General features: G+C 40.6%; 20 protein-coding genes. 8 read left to right on the top strand and 12 right to left on the bottom strand.

The genetic code is table 11. The annotated features are described in order from the left end of the window. The first annotated feature begins 27 nt into the window (after positions 1-27). A complete protein-coding gene (locus ABMQ40_RS01470) occupies positions 28-855 on the top strand; it encodes an N-acetylmuramidase domain-containing protein (RefSeq protein ID WP_370895786.1) in 828 nt (275 codons plus the stop codon). Positions 856-983: 128 nt separating this feature from the next. Here ABMQ40_RS01470 and ABMQ40_RS01465 read toward each other — a convergent pair whose 3' ends face one another. Then, on the bottom strand, positions 984-2,270 hold the full coding sequence (locus tag ABMQ40_RS01465; RefSeq protein ID WP_370895784.1) for an adenylosuccinate synthase: 1,287 nt from the start codon (positions 2,268-2,270) through the stop codon (positions 984-986). Between the two features lie 185 nt (positions 2,271-2,455). Beyond that, positions 2,456-4,048, bottom strand: a complete 1,593-nt coding sequence (abc-f, locus tag ABMQ40_RS01460; RefSeq protein ID WP_370895782.1) for a ribosomal protection-like ABC-F family protein — start codon at positions 4,046-4,048, stop codon at positions 2,456-2,458. A gap of 312 nt (positions 4,049-4,360) precedes the next feature. Between abc-f and hpt the strand changes: the two genes are divergently transcribed. From hpt to ABMQ40_RS01435, 5 genes are all read left to right on the top strand, one after another. Beyond that, positions 4,361-4,915: a hypoxanthine phosphoribosyltransferase gene (hpt, locus tag ABMQ40_RS01455; protein WP_370895780.1), complete on the top strand. Its 555-nt coding sequence runs from the start codon at positions 4,361-4,363 to the stop codon at positions 4,913-4,915. A 37-nt stretch (positions 4,916-4,952) separates the two neighbouring features. After that, positions 4,953-5,531: an adenylate kinase gene (locus ABMQ40_RS01450; RefSeq protein WP_370895778.1), complete on the top strand. Its 579-nt coding sequence runs from the start codon at positions 4,953-4,955 to the stop codon at positions 5,529-5,531. Between the two features lie 84 nt (positions 5,532-5,615). Continuing rightward, on the top strand, positions 5,616-6,599 hold the full coding sequence (gene obgE, locus ABMQ40_RS01445) for a GTPase ObgE (RefSeq protein WP_370895776.1): 984 nt from the start codon (positions 5,616-5,618) through the stop codon (positions 6,597-6,599). A 55-nt stretch (positions 6,600-6,654) separates the two neighbouring features. After that, positions 6,655-7,143: a DUF6438 domain-containing protein gene (locus ABMQ40_RS01440; RefSeq protein ID WP_370895774.1), complete on the top strand. Its 489-nt coding sequence runs from the start codon at positions 6,655-6,657 to the stop codon at positions 7,141-7,143. Between the two features lie 86 nt (positions 7,144-7,229). Continuing rightward, positions 7,230-8,504, top strand: a complete 1,275-nt coding sequence (locus tag ABMQ40_RS01435; protein WP_370895772.1) for a DEAD/DEAH box helicase — start codon at positions 7,230-7,232, stop codon at positions 8,502-8,504. Positions 8,505-8,539: 35 nt separating this feature from the next. On the opposite strand, the gene ABMQ40_RS01430 is transcribed toward ABMQ40_RS01435, so the two are convergent. From ABMQ40_RS01430 to ABMQ40_RS01385, 10 genes are all read right to left on the bottom strand, one after another. Continuing rightward, the gene (locus ABMQ40_RS01430) at positions 8,540-9,307 is read right to left on the bottom strand and encodes a TatD family hydrolase (RefSeq protein ID WP_370895770.1); all 768 of its coding nucleotides are present in this window, start codon (positions 9,305-9,307) and stop codon (positions 8,540-8,542) included. A 4-nt stretch (positions 9,308-9,311) separates the two neighbouring features. Next, positions 9,312-9,839 (bottom strand): DUF4269 domain-containing protein, encoded by a 528-nt coding sequence (locus ABMQ40_RS01425; RefSeq protein ID WP_370895768.1) that lies wholly within the window; start codon positions 9,837-9,839, stop codon positions 9,312-9,314. Continuing rightward, positions 9,832-10,791 carry a GSCFA domain-containing protein gene (locus ABMQ40_RS01420; protein ID WP_370895766.1) on the bottom strand — a complete coding sequence of 320 codons (960 nt, stop codon included), beginning with the start codon at positions 10,789-10,791 and terminating at the stop codon, positions 9,832-9,834. The genes ABMQ40_RS01425 and ABMQ40_RS01420 overlap by 8 nt, the downstream gene beginning before the upstream one ends. Before the next feature lie 51 nt (positions 10,792-10,842). Beyond that, complete coding sequence (locus tag ABMQ40_RS01415; RefSeq protein WP_370895764.1) at positions 10,843-11,814, bottom strand: polyprenyl synthetase family protein; 972 nt, start codon at positions 11,812-11,814, stop codon at positions 10,843-10,845. Positions 11,815-11,984: 170 nt separating this feature from the next. Next, entirely contained in the window at positions 11,985-12,902 is a 918-nt protein-coding gene (locus tag ABMQ40_RS01410) for a helix-turn-helix domain-containing protein (protein WP_370895762.1), read from the bottom strand. Between the two features lie 60 nt (positions 12,903-12,962). Further along, positions 12,963-13,799, bottom strand: a complete 837-nt coding sequence (locus ABMQ40_RS01405; RefSeq protein ID WP_370895760.1) for an SDR family NAD(P)-dependent oxidoreductase — start codon at positions 13,797-13,799, stop codon at positions 12,963-12,965. 28 nt (positions 13,800-13,827) lie between these two features. Further along, positions 13,828-13,959, bottom strand: a complete 132-nt coding sequence (locus ABMQ40_RS01400; RefSeq protein WP_370895758.1) for a hypothetical protein — start codon at positions 13,957-13,959, stop codon at positions 13,828-13,830. A 60-nt stretch (positions 13,960-14,019) separates the two neighbouring features. Beyond that, entirely contained in the window at positions 14,020-15,159 is a 1,140-nt protein-coding gene (locus tag ABMQ40_RS01395) for an inorganic phosphate transporter (protein WP_370895756.1), read from the bottom strand. A gap of 14 nt (positions 15,160-15,173) precedes the next feature. Beyond that, positions 15,174-15,812 carry a DUF47 domain-containing protein gene (locus ABMQ40_RS01390; protein ID WP_370895754.1) on the bottom strand — a complete coding sequence of 213 codons (639 nt, stop codon included), beginning with the start codon at positions 15,810-15,812 and terminating at the stop codon, positions 15,174-15,176. 154 nt (positions 15,813-15,966) lie between these two features. Further along, complete coding sequence (locus ABMQ40_RS01385) at positions 15,967-17,625, bottom strand: DEAD/DEAH box helicase (protein WP_370895752.1); 1,659 nt, start codon at positions 17,623-17,625, stop codon at positions 15,967-15,969. A 311-nt stretch (positions 17,626-17,936) separates the two neighbouring features. Between ABMQ40_RS01385 and ABMQ40_RS01380 the strand changes: the two genes are divergently transcribed. Further along, on the top strand, positions 17,937-18,602 hold the full coding sequence (locus tag ABMQ40_RS01380; RefSeq protein ID WP_370895750.1) for a DUF2461 domain-containing protein: 666 nt from the start codon (positions 17,937-17,939) through the stop codon (positions 18,600-18,602). Between the two features lie 177 nt (positions 18,603-18,779). Continuing rightward, the gene (locus ABMQ40_RS01375; protein WP_370895748.1) at positions 18,780-19,574 is read left to right on the top strand and encodes an FkbM family methyltransferase; all 795 of its coding nucleotides are present in this window, start codon (positions 18,780-18,782) and stop codon (positions 19,572-19,574) included. Positions 19,575-19,577 lie beyond the last annotated feature (3 nt).

Genomic DNA, 19,577 nt, shown 5'->3' with positions numbered 1-19,577 from the left:
TTCATAACTACCAATAAAAACTTTGCCATGAAACTTTTAAGATATTACGCTAAGGCCCCGGAAGTTCTCACCCTTTGTGAGATCCTTTACAAGCTGGGATACGATATTAAAATTTCCGATTCCTTTTCCCTGGAAGTAGATGCTGCCGTGAAAGATTTTCAAAAAAAGAATGCCTTAGTGGTAGACGGGATTGTAGGAATGAAAACCTGGGCGGTACTGCTTGAAAAAAATACGGCTTCTACTCCTTCAACGGATAAATTTTTAAAAGAAAGCGACCTGGTTGGCTTTGCAAGCCGGTACGGTTTAGAGCTGGCAGCCGTAAAAGCTGTTAATGAAGTTGAAAGCAGCGGAAAAGGCTTCCTGATCAATAACAAGCCCAAAATCCTGTTTGAAGGCCATATTTTCTGGAGGGAACTTAAGAAAAGGGAAATTGATCCGAATCAGTATTACAATGCTTCCAGCAAAGATATTTTATACCCGAAATGGACAAAAATCTATTATCAGGGAGGCGTAAAGGAATACGACAGGCTAAATGAGGCTATCAGCCTGGGAAGCGATACCAGGTTCAAAGATGCGGCCTTATCTTCGGCTTCCTGGGGATGCTTCCAGATCATGGGATTCAATGCCAGAGATTTAGGCTACAGCGATGTAAATGATTTCGTCTCAAAGATGGAGATCAACGAGGGTGAGCATCTGAAAGCATTCGGAAAGTTCCTGGACAGAAACGGACTTCTGATTCATCTGAGGAATAAAAACTGGGCTGCTTTTGCCAAAGGCTACAATGGCGAAGGCTACAGGCAAAATAAATATGATGAGAAGCTTGCAAAGGCCTATGCGAAATATTCAAAAAACTAATAGCTGACGGGTTCAGCGCACTGCCAACCTGTGCATTGAAAACAACTTATCCTACGGATCTCATGGGCTCACGGTTTTCTCTGTGGATTTATGAAATCCGTAGGATTTTATTTTCCGGTTTTCTGCCATTAAAATAGCTCTTTCCTGATAATGTTCTGGCTTCTTTCAGGTCCTACAGAAACCAGGTAAACATTGATTCCCAGATACTGCTCAATAAATTCGATGTATTTCTGAGCATTTTCAGGGAGCTCGTCATAGCTTCTGGCTTTTGTAATATCCTCCGTCCAGCCCGGAAGGTCCTCATAAATCGCTTCGTAGTCGTACAGCTTGGTCGTTGAAGAAGTAAAGTAATCGATGATTTTTCCGTCTTCCGTTTTATATTTGATAACGATTTTCAGGGTATCAATTCCTGTAAGAACGTCTAATTTTGTAATCACCAGATTGTTGATTCCGTTAATCATACAGGCATGCTTTAAGGAAACAAGGTCCAGCCAGCCTGTTCTTCTCGGTCTGCCTGTTGTGGCACCAAACTCACCTCCGATCTGTCTGATCTTTTCTCCCAGCTCATTGTCTAATTCTGACGGGAAAGGGCCGTTCCCTACTCTTGTGCAGTATGCTTTGGCAACCCCGATCAGATTTTGAAGGGATGTCGGTGGAACCCCTGCTCCGGTACAAACGCCTCCCGTGGATGGAGAAGATGAAGTTACATACGGATAAGTTCCGAAGTCAATATCCAGCATCAACGCCTGTGCTCCTTCAAATAAAACGTTTTTACCTTCGTGGATGGCTTCATTCAGTTCCAGCTCCGTATCAACGATTCTATCCTGAAGTTGTCTCCCGATCTCTAAAAATTCATTGTAAATCTCTTCTACGTCCAGTGTTGGCTTTCCGTAATATTTTTCAAAAAGAGAATTTTTTACTTTTAAGTTTTTCTCAATTTTCTCTCTTAAAATCTCAGGATTCAGAAGGTCAACCATTCTGATGCCCACCCTTGCGATCTTATCTTCATAGCAGGGTCCGATCCCCTTTTTAGTAGTTCCGATCTGTGTTCCTCCGTGCTCTTCTTCACGGTAAGTATCCAATAAAATGTGGTAAGGCATGATCACATGCGCTCTTCTGCTGATAAAAATGTGATCGGTTCTTAGCCCCTTGCTTTCTATCTGATTAACCTCCTTAATAAAAGATTTAGGGTTTACCACTACTCCGTTCGCAATGATACACTTCCCTTTGCACTGAAGAACTCCCGACGGAAGAAGGTGCAAAACAAATTTTTCATCGCCTACATAAACCGTATGACCTGCGTTGTCCCCTCCCTGGAAACGTACAACGTAATCTGATTTTGCCGATAAAACATCCGTGATTTTTCCTTTACCTTCATCTCCGTACTGAAGACCAACAACTACGTAAGTTGACATATTTTACTATTATTTTAGATTCGTGCAAAATTACTTTTAAAAAATTGGGTGAGCAAATTTGAGGTGGATTTTATTTTTGAATGGGGTGAAAATCATACGGTTTCCCGTTTCTTGATTGGTTTATATTGTATATTAGCAATAAATAAACGAAAAAATACCAAAAGTTTTACTCAATATTCAATTTTTTATCTTTCCAACACAATCTCACCACTCACCCCAATCTCCTCCAGAAAAATCTTATCATGCGAGATCACCAGCAAAGTTCCCTGATAATCTTTGATGGAGTTTGTGAGAATCGCTACATTTTGAAGATCTAAATTATTCGTCGGTTCATCGAGAATAATCATATCGGGAGCCTTATGACTGACGGAAAGTCCACACAGAAGAAGCCGCAGGCGTTCCCCTCCGCTCAGGACACTACATCTTTTGTCCCAGGCTTCCTTTCCGAACAAAAATCTTGACAGCAATGTTTTCACCTCAGATTCCTGCATCGCGTTATCATTGAACTGTTGGGCAAACTCATATACGGTAGAATTTCCATCAATTAAAGAATATTCCTGGTCAACATAAACCGTTTGAAAATCCGATCTCGTAATTTTCCCAGCCGATGGCTCCCAATCTCCCAATAACAATCTGATCAACGTTGTTTTCCCGGAACCGTTGGAACCTTTAATGCAAATCCGGTCACCGCTTCGGATTTCAAGGCTGAGATTTTCTTTCCAAAGTTTTTTTTCACCGTATTTGAAATTGATGTTCTCTGCTGCAATCAACATTTTTCCCAAATGCAGGTCAGGGTTATCAAAATTCACTTTCATCTGATCGGAATTTCTCATGGACGAACGTAGTTCCCTTAAGTCACCGGAAAGGTCATTGATCTTCTCTGCATGGATGCTTTTTAATTTTGAGGCATTTTTCTCCGCGTTGTTCCGTAATGTATTCATCATGATCCTTGCCACTCCGGATTTCTCCTGCTTTCCTTTCCCTCTAGCATCCAGCTTCTGCTTTCGTTCCAGGGTTTCCCTTTCTTTTTCCCTGGTCTTTTTCAAAGCGCGTTCCTTGGCATGAATGTCATTTTGCAGGGCCTCCTGCTCCACTTCCTTCTGTGCAGCATAGAAGTCATAGTTACCACCATATGCGGAAATTCCCTGATTGCTCAGCTCATAAATCGTATCGGCCAGATTCAGTAAGATTCTGTCATGGCTCACCATGACCATCGTTGAATGGGTCTTACCGATAAATTCATACAGCAGGTTTCTTCCTTCCATATCGAGATGGTTGGTAGGTTCATCCAGTAAAATAATATCCGGCTGGCTGATCTGAATCCCGGCAAGAAAGACCTTTGTTTTTTGCCCTCCACTCAGGCTTTCAAGTTTCTGATGTAAGCTTACATTCTCAAGTTTCCAGTGTTGTAAAGCATACTGGCAACGTTCTTCAATGTCCCAGTCGTCATTCAAAATTTCAAAATACATTTCATCCACTTCCCCATTGATAATTTTTTGGAGAGCTTCTAATTTTTTATCGATTTTCAGACATTCTGCAACCGTCAGATGATTAAAATTCCCGAACATTTGGGGGACATAGAATATTCCTCCCTGGCTGCTGACCATTCCCTCCAGGGGTTCAATTTCACGGGCAATGATTTTCAGCAAGGTAGATTTCCCCGTACCGTTGCTACCGATAAGGGCTGATTTTGTGTGGGCTTGTACCGTTAAATTTATAGAATTGAAAAGCAGATTTCCTGCAGGAAACCCAAAGGATATATTATGTAGAAAAAGCATGATTTCTTTCTTATTAAGGTTAAAACTTCAATAACGCTGCCGGCTATTGCTCAATAAAACGGAAAGAAATTATATCCTACATGTCTGTTGTTTTGGGTTTTGTACGGGCAAAGATAATAATTTTAAATTATATTTAAAACCGGTAAACCTTACTCCTTGGTAATGCAATACAAGGATGAAACTTTTAAATTCCGGGATCCTTTGCTGTATCCTGGATGACATATTAATATAATCCGGCCACATTTCCTTACTTCAAAAGCAGTAAAATATTTTCATCAAAAATCCGTAACTTTGCCTCCTACTAGAAATTTTATGGAAAGTATTAAGGTTCACGACAAAACTTTCGTCCCGTATCTAAAGGACGCTGAAATTCAGAAGATTGTAAAAGAGACAGCATTAAGGATTTATGAAGACTATAAGGATGAAGTCCCTGTTTTCATCGGCGTACTGAACGGAGTGATCATGTTTTTCTCGGACCTTCTGAAATATTATCCCGGGAATTGTGAAATCGCATTCATACAGATGAGCTCCTATGTGGGAACGGAATCCACAGGGATCGTTTACCAGAAAATGGAACTGACGAAGGACGTAAAAGACCGCCATATCATTCTTGTAGAGGATATTGTGGATACGGGAAATACGGTTGAAAGCCTTTTTAAATATTTCAAGGAAACACAACGTCCGAAATCCGTAAAGCTGGCTTCATTCCTGCTAAAGCCTGAAGTTTATAAAAAAGACTTCAAGCTGGATTACATCGGAAAAGAAATTCCAAACAAATTTGTACTCGGATACGGATTGGATTATGATGAGTTGGGAAGGAACCTTCCCGACCTGTATCAGTTGGAAGAAGGAAGAATCAATGAATAATTCAGACATACTAAAAATCAAATATATCTAAATAAAAATGATAAATATTGTTCTGTTCGGGCCTCCAGGAAGTGGAAAAGGAACACAAGCTCAGCACTTGATCGAAAAATTCAATTTAAAACAGATCTCAACCGGTGATCTTTTCAGATATAATATGAAAAATGATACCGCATTGGGTAAACTGGCGAAATCTTATATCGATAAAGGGGAATTGGTTCCTGACCAGGTAACAACGGATATGCTGATCGATGAGCTCAGAAAGCCTACCGATACCAACGGATTTATTTTTGACGGGTATCCGAGGACCGTTGCCCAGACCGAAGCTTTGGAGAAGATCGTGAAGGAAGAACTGAACGATAAGATCGATATCTGCCTGTCTCTGGTGGTGGAAGACAAAATCCTGGTGGAAAGACTGCTGAAAAGAGGAGAAACGAGCGGAAGATCAGATGACAGCAATGCAGAGATCATAGAAAACAGAATCAGGGAATATTACGCGAAAACAGCAGAGGTTGCCGAATTATATAAACAGCAGGGGAAATATGTAGAGGTAAACGGCGTAGGTGAAATTGATGAAATTTCCAGAAAGCTTTTCGCTGAAGTAGAAAAAATAAAATAGTTAAAGATAAAGCCATAAGCTATGAGTTATGAGTTTTTTGCAATCCATAACCCATAATCATCTTATGGCTCCTAATGATAAGAAATGTCAAACTTTGTAGATTACGTAAAGATTCATTGTAAAAGCGGCCATGGTGGAGCAGGCTCTGCGCATCTCCGCCGGGAAAAGTACATCCCAAAAGGAGGCCCTGATGGTGGTGACGGAGGCCGCGGCGGACACATCATCATGAAAGGTAATGCCAATGAATGGACTTTACTTCCTCTCCGCTATACACGCCACGTAAAAGCTGAACGTGGTGAAAACGGAGGAAAGAACCAGCTTACCGGAGCCGACGGAGCCGATGTTTACATTGAAGTTCCCATAGGCACCATTGCCAAAAATGAAGAGGGTGAGATCATGGGAGAGATTTTGGAAGATAAGCAGGAGGTGATCCTGATGCATGGCGGAAAAGGAGGCCTGGGAAATGAGCATTTCAAATCTTCGACCAACCAGACGCCAAGATATGCACAGCCCGGGCTCCCGGGAGAGGAAGGCTATATCGTCTTCGAACTTAAAATCCTGGCCGATGTGGGGCTGGTAGGCTTTCCGAATGCCGGAAAATCTACCCTTCTGGCATCTGTTTCAGCTGCCAAACCTAAAATCGCCGATTATGCTTTCACCACCTTAACGCCTAATCTGGGCATTGTGGATTACAGGAATTACAAATCTTTTGTCATGGCCGATATTCCGGGGATTATTGAAGGCGCGGCAGAAGGGAAAGGCCTGGGACACAGGTTTTTAAGACATATTGAAAGAAACTCCATCTTATTGTTCCTTATTCCCGCAGATTCCGAAGATCACTTCCAGGAGTTTAAAATTCTTGAAAATGAGCTGAATGAGTACAATCCGGAACTCTTAGACAAAGATTTTATTATTTCGATATCTAAATCCGATCTTCTGGATGATGAGCTGAAAAAAGAGATCGCAGCAGAGTTTCCTGAAAACCGCCAGCCTTTGTTTTTTTCCGGTGTTACCGGTGAAGGCCTTATGGAGCTGAAGGATGCGATCTGGAAAAAACTTCATGGATAACTCTGTCCATACTATTTTGGAACAATTATTGAAAGATCCCACCCAAATTTAAACTATGAAATATTTATTAGGACTTTTCGCATTTGTTTTTTTACTCTCATGCAATTCCCAAAAGATGGACTCCAAATATTCTAAGATCGAATATGAGGCTACTCCCTGCTTCGGATTCTGCCCGGTTTTTAAAATGACCATCAACCCGGACAGAACCGCAGTTTTTGAAGCCGAGCATTTTAATTTTAATGATAAGCCTTCAAAAGACGAATTTTCTAAGCCCCGCGAAGGAACTTTCAAGGGAACGATCAAAGAAGCCGATTATAATAAGCTGATTGCTTTACTGGACGGCCTGGATGTTAAAACTCTGAATGACAAATACGGAAACCACAATATCACGGACCTTCCTTCTTCTTATTTAAGAATCCGCTTTGCGGACGGAACTTCAAAGAACATAGAAGACTACGGGAAGAGAGGAAGTGAAAAGCTTGTCGAGATATATAAGTTTTTCGAGGATTTAAGGCACAATCAGCAATGGACAAAAGTGAACTGATCCACTTAAAAATATTTAGACTACCTTTGCAAAAGATAATTCCTTCAGGATGAGGGAATTTTTATTTTAAATTTAAAAATAATTCATTGAATTTCACAGACCTAAAACTTATAGAACCTATTGCAAAAGCAATTCAGGAAGAAGGCTATATCCACCCTACTCCCATCCAGGAAAGATCAATCCCCGAAATACTGAAAGGTAAGGACCTTTTAGGGTGCGCACAAACCGGTACCGGAAAGACGGCAGCTTTTGCTATCCCCATTTTACAAAACCTTTCTGGGCATAAGACCCCAGGCCACCACATAAAAGCCCTTATTCTCACTCCCACCAGGGAGCTGGCGATACAGATTGAGGAAAACATCAATGCTTACGGAAAATACCTTCCTTTGAAACAGCTGGTGATTTTCGGAGGTGTAAAGCAGGGAAAACAGGAAGAAGCGCTGAAAAAAGGCGTTGATATCCTGGTAGCAACACCCGGGCGGTTACTCGATTTTATTTCACAGGGAATCATCAGTCTGAAAAACCTTGAGATTTTCGTCCTTGATGAAGCTGACAGAATGCTGGATATGGGTTTTGTACATGATGTAAAAAAAGTGATCAAGCTTTTACCCCAAAAAAGGCAGACTTTATTTTTTTCCGCTACCATGCCTGCCGAAATCCAAAAGCTTGCGGATTCCATTTTGAATAATCCCGTAAAGGTTGAAGTAACTCCGGTTTCTTCTACGGCAGAAACCATTAAGCAGTCGGTATATTTTGTCGAAAAGGAGAATAAGCTCAATCTTCTTACCCACATCCTTCAAAATGATATCTCTGATTCCGTACTGGTATTTGCCAGAACGAAACACGGGGCGGACAAGATTGCCAGAAAGCTTCAGAAAAGCCACATTTCCACGGAAGCCATCCATGGAAACAAGTCCCAGAATGCCCGGCAGAACGCTTTAAATAATTTCAAATCCGGAAAAACCAGGGTTCTGGTAGCTACTGATATTGCGGCCCGTGGAATTGATATTGACGAATTAAAATTTGTGATCAATTTTGAGCTTTCCGATGTTTCCGAGACCTATGTCCACAGGATCGGAAGAACGGGAAGAGCCGGTGCGGAGGGAACATCCATTTCTTTTGTTGATGGCCTGGACCTGCTGAACCTGAAAAATACGGAAAAGCTGATCGGGATGAAAATACCGGTAATAAAAAATCACCCGTTCCATACGGATAATCTTGTAGCCCAGAAAAGGGATTCCAATAATAAGCCTGTTCCCGCAGGCACGGAAAAGCCCAAACAGGTTACCAATAAGAAAAGTGCCATTGAAGCGGTAGGCTATAAAAAGCCTAAGAATAAAAATTTCACAAGAAAAAAATAAATAAAGCTTTCCGGATCCGGAAAGCTTTATTTATTTTATGCATGAACAAATATTTTCCTCGCATTTTCGGTAGTAGCCCGGTCTATCTCTGAGAAGTCTTTGCCGTAAACATTCACCAGCTTTCCTGCCACCAGATCAAGATATGCGCTTTCATTCCTTTTTCCCCTGTGCGGAACAGGGGCCAGATAAGGCGAATCCGTTTCCAGAACAATCTTATCCAGCGGGATTTCATGTAAGAACTGGTCGATTTTGCCATTCTTGAAAGTCACTACTCCACCGATCCCCAGAATGAAGTTCAGGTCAATGGCATGCCTTGCATGGTCAAGAGTTCCTGAAAAGCAATGAAAAATACCGCGGAGTCTGGGATGCTTCTTTCTTTCCAACACGGCAAAGGTTTCATCGAAGCTTTCTCTTGTATGGATCACTATAGGAAGATCCCTTTCAATGGCCCAGTCGATCTGCTGCTCAAAAGCTTTTATCTGAATATCTAAAGTTGTTTTGTCCCAATACAGGTCGATCCCGATCTCCCCAATAGCAGGAAAATGCCTCCGGTCAAGATATTTTTTAACGATCTCCAGTTCCTTTCCCCAGGTTTCCGGCTTTACATAACAGGGATGCAGCCCCATCATGGCATGGATCTTTCCGGGATATTCAGATTCCAGACGGAGCATCTTTTCATGGGACTCTGAGTCGATAGCAGGAAGGTAAAACTCTGTTATTCCTTTGTTCAAAGCCCTTTGAATAGCTTCTTTCCTGTCTTCATCAAATTCTTCAGCATATAGATGGGTATGGGTATCAATCATGTTTTTAAAATTTTAATAAATCTTCATAAGGGTTCTGCAGGTTCAGCAACATTCCGAAAGCCGGCTCAGTTTTGATGCCTTTTTTCTTCAATTCTATGATCTTCTGTTTGAAATGCCTGCCTTTTTCTTTTAATATCTTGTATTCGGCGATCATATGCCTGTATGCATTCTGCCCGGTCACCGGCTTGTTCTGACCGAAAATTTCAACCGGAAATTCATCAAGCATAAAATTCACGATAATACTTTTTTCTCCGTTAATAATCATCCTTTCTATTCTGACCCGGGAGTTTTCCGGTACTGCTTCATTTAATGCCAGATCAGCCACAAAGTCATCCTCAAGCCGGGGATTCACCTCACAGATGATATCGAGATCGCTTCCTTCAACATCAATTCCAAGCGGGATCGTTCCTGCCAGAACCGGCGAATATTTTTTCAGTTTTTCAAAAAGCCGGCTTTCCGAAAGAACTTCATAAGCTCTTTTTTGCCTCTCGTTACCGTTTTTCAAATAATCAAGCCTTGTAAAGTCAATCATTTGAAAATATTTTATGCTTTACTTTGTTCCGCTGGGCTTCAATCCTTTGTTTAAGCTTCTCTCTGAACTCAATGTATTTAGGATCTTTTTCGTCGCTGGTTTTATGTTCCAAAGCTTTAGCGATCCTGAAATTTTCCTCTATAAAATCTTTGGTGTCTTCCGAAAAATAAGCTTTGCCAAATTTCTCAAAAATATAGTTTACGGCCTGTGCATTGGGATGGATCATATCTTCCTTATAAAAACGGTAATCCCTGAGATCATCCATCATGATCTCATAGACCGGCAGATAATGGCAGTTATCGGATCCTGAAACCACTTCATGAACAGCTGTAATCAGCTTCGACTTGCTCCATTGGTTTTCAGCCATTCCCTCTTTTGTATGCCGCACAGGTGAAACGGTAAACAGGATCTGAACTTCTTCTTTACAAATATCTTTCAGGTTCAGAATGGTATTATAGATTGAGCCCGTAAGCTCATCATGTGACAGCAGCCTTTTTTCAAAAAACTTCTGTGGAATCTTATGGCAGTTGGCCACCAGCTTTTTCCTGGGAATAAATTCATAAATAAAAGAGGTTCCGTAGGTGATGATCACCCAACCGGTTTCCTGTAAAAACTGATTTCCTTTTTCTATTTCCGTATTGATCTTTTCCAGTGTCTGGTGGATATACCGGGTATCAAAACTGGTATGATGGTCCAGAGAGATAAACTCATCGTTGAAAATGATCAGGTCCTCTTCTGTATAAAAGTCCGCATCATGAAGTTTTTGTATCGCATTATTGATCGAGAACGGGTTAAAGACCGTCCCGAACGGATTACTAACCGTCTGAAGCTGTCCTTTCTGAAGCAGGTCTGACATTTCAGAGGCAAAGCATGATCCTATTGAAAATATTTTATCTTCAAGCTCAATCTTCCTCCCTGATTCCGGAATGCTAACTTCTGTTCTGAATTTCATAGGCGGATACACTAATCCGATGATCGGACGATCATCATGCCATCGTAGTTTTTAACTTTCTCTTCTCAATAAGTAATTAGCCAGTTCTACAAACGGTTTTTTCTTTTCTTCCGGAATATCTATCTTTTCAAGATAGCTCTGCCCGATTTCGTTATGTTTTTCTATCAGACGCAATGCTTTTTCATCCACTCTGGTTCTTCTGAAAATCTTTTCCACCCCGTAAATTTTATCGATGTTATCTGTTTTTTTGGAATACCAGTAATCCAACTCTTTTTTCTCCTCTTCTGTGGCATGTTCCTTGGCCAAAAGATAAAGTACCGTTTTTTTATTCTCATAGATATCTCCCGCATGTTTTTTCCCAAACTGTGCCTGGTCACCAAAAACATCAAGATAATCATCCATGATCTGGAAGGCTATTCCGATATGTTTTCCAAAGTTGAAAATCGCTTTGGCATCCTTAAAATTGGCTTTTGCGATCAGAGCTCCGATCTCAAATGATGATGCGCTCAAAACTCCGGTTTTATAAGTGATCATTCTGATATAGTCATCAAAGGTCACATTTTCCTGGGTTTCAAAATTGATATCATACTGCTGTCCTTCGCACAGCAAAAGACCTGTATGGGTAAAGATTCTGATGCATGCCTTGAAGGTTTCGGGCTCCAGGTCTTCAAAAAACTTATAAGCCTTCAGCATCAGTCCGTCACCGGAAAGGATTCCTACATTGATTCCGTGCAAAGTATGAATGGTAGGTTTATTCCTTCTCAGAGGCGCTTCATCCATGATGTCATCATGGATCAGGGTAAAGTTATGGAAAAATTCGATGGCCAATGCCGGTTTAACAGCTTTCTTAAGATCTCCCCCGAATAGGTCGCAGGCCATCAGAACCATGATCGGACGGAGGCGTTTTCCACCATGGGAGATGATATAGTTCATTGGCTCATACAGTTCTGTAGGTTTGTCTTTAAATCTGTACTTATTAATAGCATCAGCAACAATCTGTTGGTATCTATCTAAAAATTCCATAAAAATCCTTTTGTTTTAACAAAAATACGATTTTTAAAGTGATGTTGATGCCCCTGTATGATAAATGATGCTTAAATTCATCCCTGAAAATGCCACTTATCAGGAGCTTCTGAGGTTTAAGAATACAGTTTCAGCAGAGTCTTATCTTAAGATATTTCATTATCATATTATTAATTAAACGATTGTCTGAATTCCAGTGGGGTAAGATCTGTTTTTGCTTTAAACAGCTTGCTGAATGATTGTGGATGCTCAAAGCCTAATTCATAAGCAATCTCACTTACAGATAAGCTGGTCGTCGATAATTTTTCTTTAGCTTTTTCTATAAGCTTGTTGTGAATATGCTGCTGGGTTGTCTGTCCGGTCAATGTCTTTAAGAGACTGCCTAAGTAATTGGGAGATACATTCAGCAGACCCGCTATGTATTGAGCAGTGGGCAATCCTTTATCTACCAGATCGCCACTATGGAAGCAATCATCAAGGATGTTTTCCAACTTTTCGAGTACCTGATGAGCATTTTTCTTCCGCGTAATGAATTGCCGCTGATAAAACCGCTCACAATAGCTGAGCAATAATTCTATCTGGGCAATGATGATACTCTGGCTGAAGTTATCAATATTGGAGTGATATTCATTCTGGATGTTCCGCAGAATATCAGTAACTATATCTTCTTCTTTCGGGGAAAGGAATAGTGCTTCGTTTACAGCATAGCCAAAAAAGTCATACTGCCTGATGGTTTTAGCCAGAGAGGTATTCCAGATAAAATCCGGGTGGATAAGCAAAAGGAAACCTGTAGGCCTTATTTTCGGCTTTTCTACAGTGATATGTACCAACTGCCCGGGTGCAACAAATGAGATAAGGCCTTCGTCAAAATCATACTGCTGCTGCCCATACCGGAATTTCCCCTGGATATTCCGCTTTAATCCTATAGAGTAGAAATTCTGTATCCAGCTGATCTCCTTTTCATCAGTCTGGTATTGTACAAGACCGTAATCGACCAGGCTTACCAAAGGGTGTTCGGGGCCGGGCAATCCGCTCATTTTATGAAATTCATGAATGGCGTTGAACGTATGTACTTTTTTATTCTTCATTGCTTTCAAATTTAGGAAAAAAGAGGTAGAAAGTATATACTTCCTCCTCTTTCCGTAAGATTAATAATCGGTTGACCGGCTCAGGGATGCATTGGCGTTCAATTCGTTCCTGAGGATCTCAATTTTATTTTCTGCCATCCCCAGGGAGTCACTGCCCATGAAGAAATGAAGTGGCGGATTTGCGCTTTCTGCCAACCGGATAAAAGCAAGGGCGGCTTTTTCGGGATCACCCGGCTGGTTGCCTATGATCTGGTTCTCATGTATCGCTTCCAGGTCTCTGGCCTCTTTATATTCGGCAATGGAATTTTCAGCAAGATGAAGCGAGCCTTTCAGTAAAAAGTTAGTCCTGAAGTATCCCGGATAAACGATCGTTGCATTCACCCCCAGTGACTTCGCTTCTGCCGAGAAGGCTTCAGTAAGCCCGGCCACAGCAAATTTAGTGGCGTTATAAATACCCCAGCCGGGAAATGTCCCCAGAAATCCTGCGATAGATGAAATATTGATCATATGCCCGGATCTCCTGCTGCGGAAATAAGGCATTACATTTCTCATTACATTCAACAGGCCGAATACATTGGCATCAAAATTTCGGCGGGCTTCTTTATCACTTACTTCTTCTAATGTACCCAGCTGCCCGTAGCCTGCGTTATTTACTACCACATCTATTTTTCCGAAAGTTTCTATAATTCTGCCAATGGCATGGCTTACACTTTCCTCATCTACAATATTCACTTCCAGCGGAAGGAAGTTTTCAGAAGCTCCTACTTCTTTTTCAAGGTTTTCAGCCGTTCTGGATGTGGCCGCTACCTTATAGCCTTGATCCAATAAGTTTTTAACCAGGGATAAACCCAATCCTTTTGATGCTCCGGTTACCAACCAAACTTTTTTTGTGTCCATTTTTTAATTTTTTTGAGTTATTAAATAATTACACTACAAAATTGGTGATAGCCTGAATGGCCGGTGTGACCAAATCAATGCTTATTGTAGCTAAAACAACGATGGTGATCGGCTCACTATGCTGATGTCCAAAAGGTGATTGCAGGAAAGCATCCTGCATAAATACGGGACAGCTTTGGCCTTCGGCCAAAGCTGTCCCGTATTATAAATAAAATTTTATTTAAAGGATAGATACAAAAAGGTAGGTAACTCCCGCAACAATAGCGGAAATAGGAATCGTTAATACCCATGCCCAAAGCAGGCTTACGGTAATTCCCCATCTTACGGCAGAGACCCTCTTCGTTAATCCCACTCCTATGATGGAACCTGTAATGGTGTGTGTGGTAGATACAGGAATACCGAAGTGGTCGGTAATAAACAAAGTAATTGCTCCTGCGGTTTCCGCACTTACCCCTTCCAGAGAGGTTACTTTAGTAATCTTGGTACCCATGGTCTTGATGATCTTCCATCCTCCGCTCATGGTTCCTAGACCTATTGCGAGGAATGAAATCAGCGGAACCCAAAGATAATGTTCTGCGAAATAGTCAAAACGGGCAGACGATTCCAGGTTCACATAAACAGGGTCTTGCAGCATATTGACATGATAGTAGATCAATGCAGCCCCGATGATCCCCATTACTTTCTGGGCATCATTAAGACCGTGTCCCAGACTGAACAATGCGGATGAAGCGAGCTGTAGCCTCTTGAAAGACTGATCTGCCTTATGCGGATTTGATTTTTTAAAAATATGAACGATAATCAGGGTAATGATGATTGATATTATCATCCCTATGATCGGTGCCATAAAAATAAACAGGAAGATAGGGATTACCACGTTAAATTTCACAACACTTTGCTTGGTCACCTGGCTAAAAGCTTCTTTGAATGTATCCCAGAAACCCAGATCTGGCTGAGCTGCGGCCACATTATGATAGTCCAGCATAAAGGCATGCATCAGGGCCGCACCCAAAAATCCACCTATCAGGGTATGAGAAGAAGATGAAGGGATACCGAACCACCAGGTAAGGAGATTCCAGGCTATGGCCGCCACAAGGCCGGAAAATATGACCTCGAGAGTGATAAAGTCCTCATTAACGGTTTTGGCAATCGTGTTACCGATTTTAAATTCTCCAATGACGTAAGCTGCTAAAAAGAAAGCCGCAAAGTTCCAAAGTGCCGCCCAAAGTACAGCCTGGAATGGAGTTAAAACTTTTGTAGAAACTATGGTTGCGATTGAATTGGCTGCATCATGGAAACCATTAATGTAATCGAAAATCAGAGCCAAAGCAATAATAACTATAAGTAAAATAGGAAATTCCATTTTTGTTATATTGTTTAGGCGTATTTAATCATGATGTTCTCAATAGTATTGGCAACATCCTCTGCTTTGTCAGTTACTACTTCAAGATAATTAAGTACAGATGAAACTTTGATAATGTTGATGGCGTCATTGGTTTCAAACAATTCTACCATTGAGTTGGAAAGTAAGTCGTCTGCAATGTTCTCAATAGAGTTCACTTTGATACAGGCTTCTTTTACCTGCTCCATATTTTTGAAACCCTTAAGGTTTTTCATAGCATTCTGAATTTCGAGACACGCTTTATGGATCAACAGTGAGAAATCTGAGTAAGCCTTCATTTCAGGCGATTTGTATAAGAAAATATATTTTGTGGAGGCATAAATATAATCAGCAATATCGTCCAGACCTGTTGCCAGAGTGTGGATATCTTCTCTGTCGAAAGGAGTGATGAAGTTTTTTCCAAGCTCCACAAAAATTTCGTGGGTAAGCTCATCATTTTTATGTTCGAAGTCACTCATTTTCTTCAACATGGTGTCATCATTAAGATCAAAATCTTTGATTCCGTTGTTGAATTCTTCAGACATGGCGACCAGGTTTTCTGTTACCTTTTCAAAAAGTACAAAGAAGATTTTATCTTTTGGTTGAAATGCGTGGAAAATATTACCAATTCCCATTTTAAAGTTTTTATAATTCGGCTACAAATTTCTTAAAAAAGGGGCTTAACTGGAAGTATCCTACATTAAGTTTTGTTAACATTGGCTTAACAACTGTATTATCAATAAAAAAACCAGCCTTTGAGGGCTGGTCAATATATTTTTATAAGGAAGTTTAGTTGGCAACTTCAGCCCTCATCTCCTTCCCTTTGAACTTCATGGAAGGAATGTTACTTAAAACATTATCCTTGAACGATTTTTCAACTTCAAAGAAAGAGAACTTTTCCAGGATCTCAATATCGCCAATCTCCGCTCTTTTTTTACTTTTTCCTGCGGTAGCCTTATTGATGATATCCAGGACATCCAGCTTCTTCAACTGGTCTTTTTTCCCAAGGTTAAAGAAGAATCTTACCATATTTTCATTTTTTCTTCTCGGCTTTCCTCCTCGTTCCCGGCTTCTGTCCCGGTCTCTTCTATCTCTTCTTGAAGAGCCCTCGTCATCTCTGCTGCTCAGCTTTTGCTCAGTCAGATCATGTCTGTCCCTATAGTACAGGGCAAGGTCTTTCAGCTGTACCTGAAGTAACCTGTGGACCAATTCTTCCTTAGAGAACTCTGATAAGTCAGGGATCAAAGAATCATCAAACTCGAAATAGTCTTCATGATCCGCAAAAAGGTTTTCAAAAACTCCTCCAACCTGAGCCTTCACAATTTCTTCTCCTGTAGGGACCTTCTTCTCGTTGATCTCTATTTTTGTAGAAGATTTTATCTGCTTCAGCTTCCTGCTTTCTTCAGGCTTGATAAGTGCCATGGAAATCCCGTCTTTACCTGCCCTTCCTGTTCTTCCACTTCTGTGAACGAATACTTCCGGATCATCGGGTAAAGAATAGTGGATCACGTGGGTCAGCGAGTTTACATCCAATCCTCTTGCCGCTACGTCTGTGGCCACAAGAATATCAATATTCTTAAGCCTGAATTTCTTCATTACCGTATCCCTCTGAGCCTGGGACAGATCCCCGTGAAGGGCGTCTGCGGCATATCCGTTCTGCATCAGGAAATCGGCAACCTCCTGGGTCTCCATTCTGGTTCTGCAGAAAATAATGGAATATTGGTTTGGGTTGGCATCGATCAGTCTCTTAAGAGCTTCTTTCTTCTGCCGGTATCCTACCACATAGTATTCGTGGGTAATATTCTTTTTAACTTCATTGATAGAGCCTACTGAGATACGGTGAGGTTTGGTAAGGTAATTTTTGGAAATTCTTTCCACCTCTTTATTCATCGTAGCTGAGAACAGGAAAGTCTGTTTTGTTTCCGGAGTTTCACTTAAAATAGTTTCCAGCTCGTCTTTGAATCCCATGGAAAGCATTTCGTCGGCTTCATCTAAAACAAGCCAGTGAATGTTTGAAAAATCAAGGGCTTTTCTGTTAATCAGGTCTATCACTCTTCCCGGAGTTCCTACAATAATCTGTGGCTTATCCTTCAGAGATCTCATCTGTTCTGTAATACTGCTTCCACCGTATACTGCCGTAGTCTTGATGTTGTGCATGTATTTAGAATAATTTTTTATGTCTTTAGCAATCTGAAGACATAATTCCCGTGTCGGACAAAGCACCAAAAGTTGGATTTTGCGACTCGTATCGTCAATCATATCCAAAATCGGAAGCGAAAATGCTGCTGTTTTGCCTGTCCCCGTTTGCGCAAGTGCGATCAAGTCGCGAATATCTGAAAGAATAAAAGGGATAGTCTGTTTTTGGATTTCTGTCGGGCTCTCGTAGCCCAGTTCGCCAATTGCCTTAAGAATGTCAGGACTTAAATTGGTTTCCGTAAATAAATTCATTAAATATTTAAAATTTTTGCAAAGATACAATTATTATTTGATTTATTTTTGAATAAAGTGTTAAATAATTAAACTTAATTTTATAATCCTTTAATATTTTGCGGCCTTTTAAAAAATTAAATCCAAAAAAACAGCTTCTAAATTAGAAACTTAGCAAATATTGTTTCCTTTGGCTACATGGGATTAATTTTCATGTCACCTTCAAATAGGGTTAAAAATACAACCGGACCGATATGGTACGGTTCCCGGATATGAGGTTATACCATTGAGATATGGATTGTTTTGATTAAATTTGGTTTTTAAAAAAAATTATGTCGGCTACTCTATCTCCCAAAACTTTTGATTTTTTAAAAAAGTTATCCCGCAATAACAACCGTGAATGGTTTAATGAAAATAAAGGTCTCTATACAGAATCCCAGAAAAATGTTGTTTCTTTTTTAGAAGATCTGATCGGGGAAATGGCGGGGTTTGACGAAGAACTGGGCAAAATCGATGCTAAAAAATCATTGTTCAGGATCTACAGGGATACACGGTTCTCCAAAGACAAGTCTCCCTATAAAACCAATTTTGGAGCTTCCTTAGGCATGGGAAAAGGCAGCCAGAAAGGGGGCTACTATTTACATATGGAACCCGGAAAATCATTTGTTGCCGGAGGGATCTATATGCCGGAACCCTCTGTCCTTAAGCTGGTACGGAAAGAAATTTCATTATACGGCGATGATTTTCTAAAGATATTGAATGATAAGGATTTCAAAAAACATTTTCCGGAACTGGATCAGGAAAGTAAACTGGTGAAGGTTCCACAGGGCTTTGAGAAAGAAGATCCGATGGCCGAATATTTAAAGCTGAAAAACTTCATTGTGCTTTATCATCTGAAGGATGATGAGATTTTAGATAACAATGCCATCAAAAGGCTGGCGGAGATTTTTAAACTGATGAAGCCATTCAATGATTTTCTGAATGCACCTTTCCTGTAATCAGGCTAAGATGGAAGTTCCACAGGACATCTCCTGATTGAACTGCAGAGTCCCTGATCCGTGTTCCACAGAATAGCAATAACTTTTACTCATTGATAGTCAGATATTTATATTTATTATATTTTAACATTAGTTTAGCATTTTTGCTTATCTTTGCTGTTCGTCAAAAAACTAACAATGTCCTTATATCAGAGAATTGCAGAAAAACTGCAATACGTAAGCCCGGGTTTTTATAAGAAAAGGTATTTTAAAAACTTAAATCACCTTAACCGGAATAACTTCTCGGCCCGTAATGTAGAACCGGAACTGGTCTGGATTAAGGAATACCTGTCTGAAAATGACGTAATTCTTGACGTGGGTGCCAATGTAGGGACTTTTCTGTATCAGCTGGAAGATAAACTCAGCCATGGAAATATCTATGGTTTTGAGCCGAACAAGAAACTGTATCAGCGTTTAAAGAGACTGTTCCCCAAAATGAAAGTTTTTTCACTGGCCCTTTCTGACGAAAATACAACCGCCGAATTCAAAGTCCCTGTTATCAACGGAAAAATAACGGCCTCCAGAGGAACCCTGAATACTTCATATAAGGAAAAAGGAGAAGAGAAGAGCCATACCGAGAACGTAAAGGTGGTAAAACTGGATGACTGGATCGCCGGAGAACCCCTCAACAGGCTGGATTTTATTAAAATAGATGTGGAAGGGAATGAAATGAAAACCCTTACCGGCGCCAGGCAAACCATCAGGCGGTTTCTTCCTACCCTCATGGTTGAAATGGAACAAAGGCATCATAATACCCCGATCTGGAATGAGATATCAGAAGTAGAATCCTGGGGCTATGAAGCCCGATATTTAAACAGGCATGATTTCAAACTTCAAAAGCTTACAGAAGAGATCCTGATCCAAAACACCACTGATGAAAAAAATAAAACGGACTATATCAATAATATAATTTTCATCCCCAAAAACCATTAATAA

This window comes from Chryseobacterium gossypii (assembly GCF_041361455.1).
GTDB lineage: Bacteria > Bacteroidota > Bacteroidia > Flavobacteriales > Weeksellaceae > Chryseobacterium > Chryseobacterium gossypii.
The sequence above is the reverse complement of the archived record's forward strand: the minus strand, read 5'-3'. Positions and strand labels throughout refer to the sequence as shown.